At 37.6% G+C, this 8,222-nt stretch carries 3 protein-coding genes and 1 pseudogene; all 4 read left to right on the forward strand.

Annotated elements, in window-relative coordinates; genetic code table 11:
• Nucleotides 1–236 precede the first annotated feature (236 nt).
• Nucleotides 237–2,021, forward strand: a complete 1,785-nt coding sequence (locus BM265_RS18340) for a leucine-rich repeat protein (protein ID WP_074963398.1) — start codon at nt 237–239, stop codon at nt 2,019–2,021.
• 67 nt (nt 2,022–2,088) lie between these two features.
• A complete protein-coding gene (locus BM265_RS18345; protein ID WP_074963399.1) occupies nt 2,089–6,096 on the forward strand; it encodes an RCC1 domain-containing protein in 4,008 nt (1,335 codons plus the stop codon).
• Nucleotides 6,097–6,156: 60 nt separating this feature from the next.
• The gene (locus BM265_RS18350; RefSeq protein ID WP_074963400.1) at nt 6,157–6,657 is read left to right on the forward strand and encodes a restriction endonuclease; all 501 of its coding nucleotides are present in this window, start codon (nt 6,157–6,159) and stop codon (nt 6,655–6,657) included.
• A gap of 704 nt (nt 6,658–7,361) precedes the next feature.
• Nucleotides 7,362–8,222: pseudogene (locus BM265_RS20295) on the forward strand (hypothetical protein); the annotation flags it as partial.

An 8,222-nucleotide genomic window follows, 5' to 3' on the forward strand; every position in this document is an offset into this window, starting at 1 on the left:
TACTCTGACAGGTGAGCTTTCTTCGATGTAGATCTCATAATTCATGTTAAGACGCACTTGACAATTTCTCATTTTTGTGGTACAATCCTTTCGTTGGTTTGATGTTATATTTGCAATTACATTATACCACAAAATGAGACGCCTGGCACTACCTTTTTGGTGTGTCAGGCGTCTTTTTCTTTGTTGGGGCTGCAACAGCCCCTTTTTGTTTTAATTGATTGAGAAAGGGTGATCTTATGAAAAAGAAAGTATTAGTCATATTAACTGCTGGAATTATGATTTTTGGATCTAGTGGGATATTACCAGAGACGAGATTTGATTTTAGATCGTTAATCTCGGCAAATGCGAATACATATGATTTTTTTGAGTATTATGAACTTAATAATGGTACAATCATGATCACAAGATATAGTGGTTCTGCTGAGGAATTAATAATACCTGATACGATAGACGGGAAAATAGTTACAAATATAGGGGGGACTGCTTTTCTGAACTGCACAAGTCTTACAAGCGTAACGATACCCGACAGCGTAACGAGCATAGGGTACTCTGCTTTTGATGGCTGTACAAGTTTGACAAATATTAAGATACCCGATAGTGTTACGATTATTGGGGACTGGGCTTTTCAGAACTGTACAAGCCTAACAAGCATAAATATACCCGACAGCGTTACTAGAATAGCGGAATATGCTTTTTATAATTGTAAAAACCTGACGAACATAGATATATCCGATAGTGTAACAACTATAGGAAACTCTGCTTTTAGTAACTGTACAAGTCTGACAAGTATTTCAATACCAAATAGTATAACGAGCATAGAGAATTTTGCTTTTAATAATTGCAAAAGCTTGGCGAACATAACGATACCCGACAGCCTAACAAGCATAGGGGTCAGTGCTTTTGATAACTGCTCGAGCTTAGCGAGCATAACGATACCCGACAGCGTAAAGAGCATTGGATTCAATGCTTTTGATAACTGCACAAGCCTAGCGAACATAATAATCCCCGACAGCATAACGAGCATAGGGGGCGGTACTTTTAATAGCTGCATAAACCTGACAAGTATAACGATACCTGAGAGTGTAACCAGTATAGGGACGGGTGCCTTTTCCAACTGCATCAACCTGACAAATATAACTATACCAGAGAGCGTAACTAGCATAGCAGCCGAGGCATTTACAAATACAAAATGGCTGGAAACAAAACAAAAGGAAAACCCGATTGTAATTGTAAATAAAATATTGGTAGATGGAACAAAATGTACAGGAGATATTGTAATACCCGATGGTGTAATGAGCATAGCGCCAAGTGCTTTTGGGCATTGTACCAGCCTAAAAAGCGTAAAGATACCCAATAGTATAACAAGCATAGGAGTATGTGCTTTTATTGACTGCACAAGCCTGACAAGTATAACAATACCAGATAGTGTAAATAGCATAGGGAATGGTGCTTTTGGATTTATAATAAATGAAGAGAAAAAAATTTATGAAGCAATTCCTGGTTTTAAAATTTACTGCTATAATGATTCTGCAGGCGAGAAATATGCAAATAAAAATAGATTTGATTATGAACTGCTAGAAAAAACAAAAGCTATTTCTGAATGTACGATCATACTCAGCCAGACATCATACACCTATGACGGAACGGAAAAGAAACCTACTGTGACCGTAAACGATGAAACAAAGACACTCGTAAAAGGCACTGATTATACTGTTTCTTATTCCAATAATATAAATGTGGGTACTTCAGAAATCATTGTCACAGGTATCGGACAGTATTCGGGTACTACGAGTCTGACGTTTGAAATTGTTGCAAAAGACGATGCAATTCTCGGCGATGTAAGCGGTGACGGCAAAATTACAGTTACCGATATAACAAAAGTCGCTGCACACGTTAAGGGCAAGAGAATTCTGTCAAAGGAACAACAAAAACGTGCTGATGTCAATGGAGATGGCAAGATTACAATTACTGATATCACTAAAATTGCTGCTCATGTTAAGGGTAAAAGAATGTTGAAATAAACAGCATATCAATTGCAAAGCCTCTACGGAGGCTTTGTTCATATAAAAGAATAAGGGAGGTTTAGCTATGTTATTGAAACGAATCCTATCAGCAACAACAAGTTTGACCATGATGTTCGCGATGGTGAACATAGTACCAGCTACAGCACAACAGGTATCATCACCACAAGTAAGTAGTACCCAGATCAGCAGTGATGAACTCAATATTGATGGTACAAATTCTTTTGGACGAATGGTGGCATCTGTGCTTGACGAGAAGAAGGATGAACAGAATGAAGGCAATGGTTGTAACATTTTCTCTGTTGAGATAAACGGAAATATAGCTACTGTCGACTATCAGACAAAAGAAGATTGCACACTGATAGTTGGAATTTACAGCGAGGACGGCAAGGAAATGATTGCAACAGGAACAACTGAGGTCAAGGAAGATAGCGAACTTGCAGAAATTACCCTTGATACAGAGACCATGCCTGAATATTTCTTTATTAAAGCATTTTTAGTTGACAGCACTGTTTTCAGTCCACTTTCGACAGTCTATGAATCTCCGATGTACACAAAAGAAATGCAAGAATTTCTTACGAAGACTACTGATGATTTTGAAGCAGACAGAGTGCTGAATTTGGACAATGATAAAAGGACGAATTTCGCTGTATATGGTGAAGAAGTAATTCTGCTTGATGAGAACGACGGCGTACTTACCGAGGACGGAACAACCTATGTCATTACTAACGCAAGTGAGCGTGTAAAAGGACTAAAAAGCGGTGATATTTTTGCCTATGGTGATGTTGAAAATGTTATCATCGTAACGGTTGAAAATATTTCGACGGATGGAGATACAGTTACTATAACAGAAAATCCCTATGTTGAAATGAAGGACGTTTTTCAGTATGTGAAGATAGATATAAACCGTGACGATTATGATACTGATATAAATGATATTGCTATAACTGATGATATAGTATCTGACGGAAAAGAAACAAGTGCAAATACTATAAATTCAGTATCAGATTATCGTACTCTCAACAAGTCTAATAATTCCGGCAAAAACAATGATAAAAAAGAGTGGAATAAATTTTTAGACTTAAAATGGGGAGAAAAATACAATGGTCGTGATAAGGAAGATAATCTCCTTAGTAGCGTGACCAAAGGCGGAAACGGTTCTCTTGACGGTGCTATGAAATTGAAATTAGAACCTTCTGCGAAAGTCTATCTTACATGGGAATACCGCTATTTGGAATTGAAAGTAGATTTTAACATTGGAATAGATGTAAAATTAGAACTGGATGGCTACATTGCTTTCCCTCTTTGTGAATGGAAATGCAACGCACTAGGGATAGTGGAAATATCGTTTGTTCCGTCAATTAAATTAAATGGAAAATTTGAAACGGAATTTACATGGTCAGTACATGGAACTTGGGGCTTTAAAATATCAAATCAAGGTAATACAGATCTGACTAAATTAGAAGAAGACCCTGTTGAATTAAAAGTTGAGGGTAAAGTCTTTTTTGGCATTTCTTTTGAACCAAAATTAAAAGTTCTTCATGAAAAAATTGCAAGTGCCGAAGCTAGTGCTGAGGTAGGACTTGAAATAGAATGTAAGAAGAACGGTAAACCTTCAGATGTGAAAAAATATTCAAATATTACACATGATGAATGCTTCAAACAAGTATGTCTTGATGATAAAGTCGATTCTGTGCATTTGTGTGACAATTGCTTATCGATAAATGTTGCTGTAAAAATTAACATAAAGGCATCTGTAAAATTCCTTTTCGGATGGGTCGATCTTGAAGGTAAATTTAAAGCTGAATGGCCTTTGTGGAGTGGTCACTGGTCTTTGACACACAACCATTTCGGCAGCGATGGTTGTCCACATGAGAAATTCAAAGTAACTGTCCACGTACAGGAATTTGAAGATATATTCAATACAAAGGGAAAAGATCTACAAAATGCAGATGTAGATATAAACGGTAAATCATATTCGACAGGAACTAACGGCTATTTCAGACTGATGCTGTCATCTGGTAGATATGAAACTAAAGCTCTCTGTGGAAATCTTATAGGAGGACGTGATATAAGGATAGAAAGTGCTCCCGCTGATATCGTTATACCTGTTATTGACCCTGCTAATGCTAATGATGTAATTTCAAAACTGTTCAGCATATCAGGTCTAATGCAATCCATTTTCAGTGGTAATGTTGTTGATAATTCAGATGATATCGAGGGAAAGAAAGTTGTACAAGTGGCATTTGGAACAGATCACAGTGCTTGCATAACTGAAGATGGCTGCTTGTATACTTTGGGAAACAATGAATCTGGTCAGCTTGGTGACGGAACAACCGAAAATAAATATAAACCAGTAAAAATAATGAATAATGTTTCGCAAGTTAGTCTTGGAACAAATTATTCTGCCTGTATAACTAAAGAAGGTAATTTGTATACATGGGGCTGGAATTATCATGGACAGCTTGGTGATGGAACTGATGAAAACAGAATAACTCCTGTAAAGATTATGGATAATGTTGTTCAGGTTTGTCTTGGTAATCAATATTCAGCTTGTATAACAAAATACGGTTCTTTATATATGTGGGGCATGAATTATTACGGACAGCTAGGAGATGGATCAATCGAAGATAAATTTTCTCCAATAAAGATAATGGATAATGCGAAAAAAGTAATCATTGCACCAGGACATTTTTGTGGTTGTACCACAGCTTGTCTATCTACAGATGATTCTTTGTATATATGGGGTGCGAATTACTCTGGACAGGTTGGTGATGGAACAACTGAACATAAGAATAAACCTATAAAGATAATGAATAATGTTTCACAAATTAGTCTTGGAACATCTCATTCTGCCTGTATATCTAAAGACGGTAATTTGTATACTTGGGGCAATAATATGTATGGTGAAATCGGTGATGGAACGTATGATTCCAAACTTGTTCCTAAAAAAATAATGGATAATGTAGTACAGGTTTGTCTTGGCGAATCACAATCAGCATGTATTACAAAAGATGGCGCGTTATATACTTGGGGATATAATTACGACGGAATATTGGGCTATGGATCAAAACAGGAAAATGAAGACAAAAACATACCTGTAAAGGTAATGGATAATGTTGAAAAAATAATTTTACATGTTCGACATAGTGCCTGTATTACAAAAGATCGCACTTTGTATGAATGGGGTCATGGGGATTATTCACCTGTAAAGATAATGGATAATATAAAAGATGTAAATATTGGAACTTCAGTATTTGAATCTCCTATTTCAGCATGCATTACAAATGAAGGTAGTTTATTTACTTGGGGAAACAATGAATATGGTCAACTTGGCGATGGTACAACTGAATATAAACTTGTTCCTACAAAAATAGCAGGTCCTACTGATGATATCCAAACCACCCACAAAGCACTGAACGCTGCCCCCGCACAGCCCGAAACACCTGAAACTGAGCCTCTGTTCACAGGCTTAAAGGCAAATGAGACATACAACCTGTATGCATTCAAGGACTTGGCAAACGGCATGACAAACGAAAATCTGCTGTACATAACCCAGCAGACCGCCGATGAGAATGGCAGTATCGACTTTAAATACAAGCTGAAAACCAACAATGCTGGTACATGGCTGGCGGTTCCAATGGGTAGAAAGGATATTTCATCTGCCGAAGTAAAGATTGAGGATCTTAAATACACGGGCGAATCACAGATTGTCACACCGACAGTAAAGCTGAATGATGTAACTCTATCAGAGGGTATTGATTACTACCTTGAAGGCGACTATTCAGTGACAGAACCCGGCGAATACACGGTGACAATCGTTGGAATCGGACTTTATACAGGACGTATAAATGTTGGATTTAAAGTCATTAGCAATTTACGTATCGGCGATGTAAATGGAGATGGTTCAATTAACATAACCGATATAACCAAGACCGCAGCACACGTCAAAGGGAAAAAATTACTGTCAAAAGAACAACAAAAACGTGCTGATATCAATGGTGATAGCAAAATAACAATAACCGATATTACTAAAATTGCTGCTCATGTTAAGGGTAAAAGATTACTACCTTAAAATACAATGGAGTGAAGAATGAATTTATAAGTAAAGTCATAAAAAGCAAGAGGTGATATTATGAAAACTGCTAAAGATTTAATTGCTAGTATCTTAGTCATGTTCTTAGTCACTTTTCTGGTAATATTAAAAGCAGATTTGGAAAATAAGCAATATGGTAATAGTGAAGTATCATTAGTTATGGTGTTAATAATCTCTTGCTTGCTCTATCTGATGTATAAACCAAAGAAGACTAAAGGAATGACAGGACGGGATTATGAGCTGTATTGTGCTAAGTATCTTATAAGTAAAGGATTTAGGATAGTTCAGACTACACCGATAACAGGTGACTATGGTGCTGATTTAACAGCAAAAGACTGGCTAGGAAATAATTGGGTCTTTCAGTGTAAACGCTATAGTGGGAATGTTGGAGTGAAAGCAGTACAAGAGGTCTGTGCAGCTCGAAAACACTATAGCGCTAACAAAGCTGCGATTATCACCAATTCTAAATTTACTAAAAGTGCTAAGCAATTAGCAATGGAAAATAATATAGAATTATTTGAAATGATTGAAGAAAAATGACCGAAGAATGATGCTGCTCTGTTCGATGAACTACTGCTGAGATTGCTGCTGTTCGGTGCTCCGCACTTATTTGATAATTACTAGCCATCCTAGAAGACATTATCTTAAGATATGTAGATGCTTAACACATCATATATTTTTAAATACAAAAAGCCCCCCTGCAAACAGGGGGTTCTTTATACTTAATAATGTGTCTATAGACACACTTTAATAGTAAGCGTCAAACCCTCCGCACCTCCCCCGCCGAAGTCTAAAAAAGTATAATAAACTCCAAACAACACAATGAAGTAAATTGGACAGTCCAAATTGATCCATGGAGTTCATTGGAGTAGATTAGACAAGGAGGTAACAGATATGGACAAAATGCGGTTTTATTTTACGCTTACTTTTCTCACAAGATACAACTGTATAAAGATAAATTCATTTAGAATTTTTCTTTTATTCTGCACAACTCCACACTTGATCGTTTGTCACCATGTCCAAGGTTTATATTATAAGATTCAAATTGTTTCACATTAACTTGACGTGATTGTCAAATAGTGATAAAATAATTATATGAACCAAACGTAAACTGTCTATAAAGAGTTAACTAAGCATGATGAATCATTATAATCAAACAGACATAGCATACTCTATGGGATAAGGTTTTTCCATGGGGTGCGCCATTGTTGTATTTAAAAAAACAGATTTAGGAGGAATGAATTATGAAAACACGAAGTTACGAAACACGGTTCTTGTCGATTGTGCTGTCGTTCCTGATGGTTCTGACAATGCTGCCTGCGGCGAACTTTAAGGCGTATGCCGACACGGGGTCGAACACGCCCCTGACATTCACGGCTCAACAGGATAATTCTTCAGTTACAATAAAGCTGTTTACTGGCGCATTGCAGTATTCAACAGATGGTGAACAGTGGAGCGTTTATACACCCGGAACAACAATACAGCTCATTAATAGCGGTGACACCGTTTATTTTCGTGGGACTAATAATAATGTACAATTATTTGATCCCGACAACCATGTAACAATCACCGGACAAGTATCGTGCAGCGGTAATGTCATGACTTTGGTGGATTGGGAGAATCCCGATAACGCTACAATGGGTTTAAGTTGCTTTAGTTATATGTTTTACGACTGCACTGGTCTGACCTCAGCACCTGAACTGCCTGCAACAACTCTGGCAGCAAATTGTTACTGTAGTATGTTTTGCGGCTGCACCGGTCTGACAACAGCGCCGGCATTGCCTGCAACAACTCTGGCAGCATCTTGTTACGATACTATGTTTCTCGGCTGCACCGGTCTGACCTCAGCACCTGAACTGCCGGCAACAACTCTGGCAGCAAATTGTTACACTTTTATGTTTTCCCACTGCACCGGTCTGACATCAGCGCCTGAACTGCCGGCAACAACTCTGAAAGAATATTGCTACTGTTATATGTTTTACTACTGTAAAAGTCTGACAACAGCGCCTGAACTGCCAGCAACAACTCTGGCAGATTCTTGTTACAGGTATATGTTTTACGGCTGCACCAGTCTGACAACAGCGCCTGAACTGCCGGCAACAACT

This window comes from Hominimerdicola alba (assembly GCF_900112155.1).
In the GTDB taxonomy this organism is placed as follows: Bacteria; Bacillota; Clostridia; order Oscillospirales; family Ruminococcaceae; genus Hominimerdicola; species Hominimerdicola alba_D.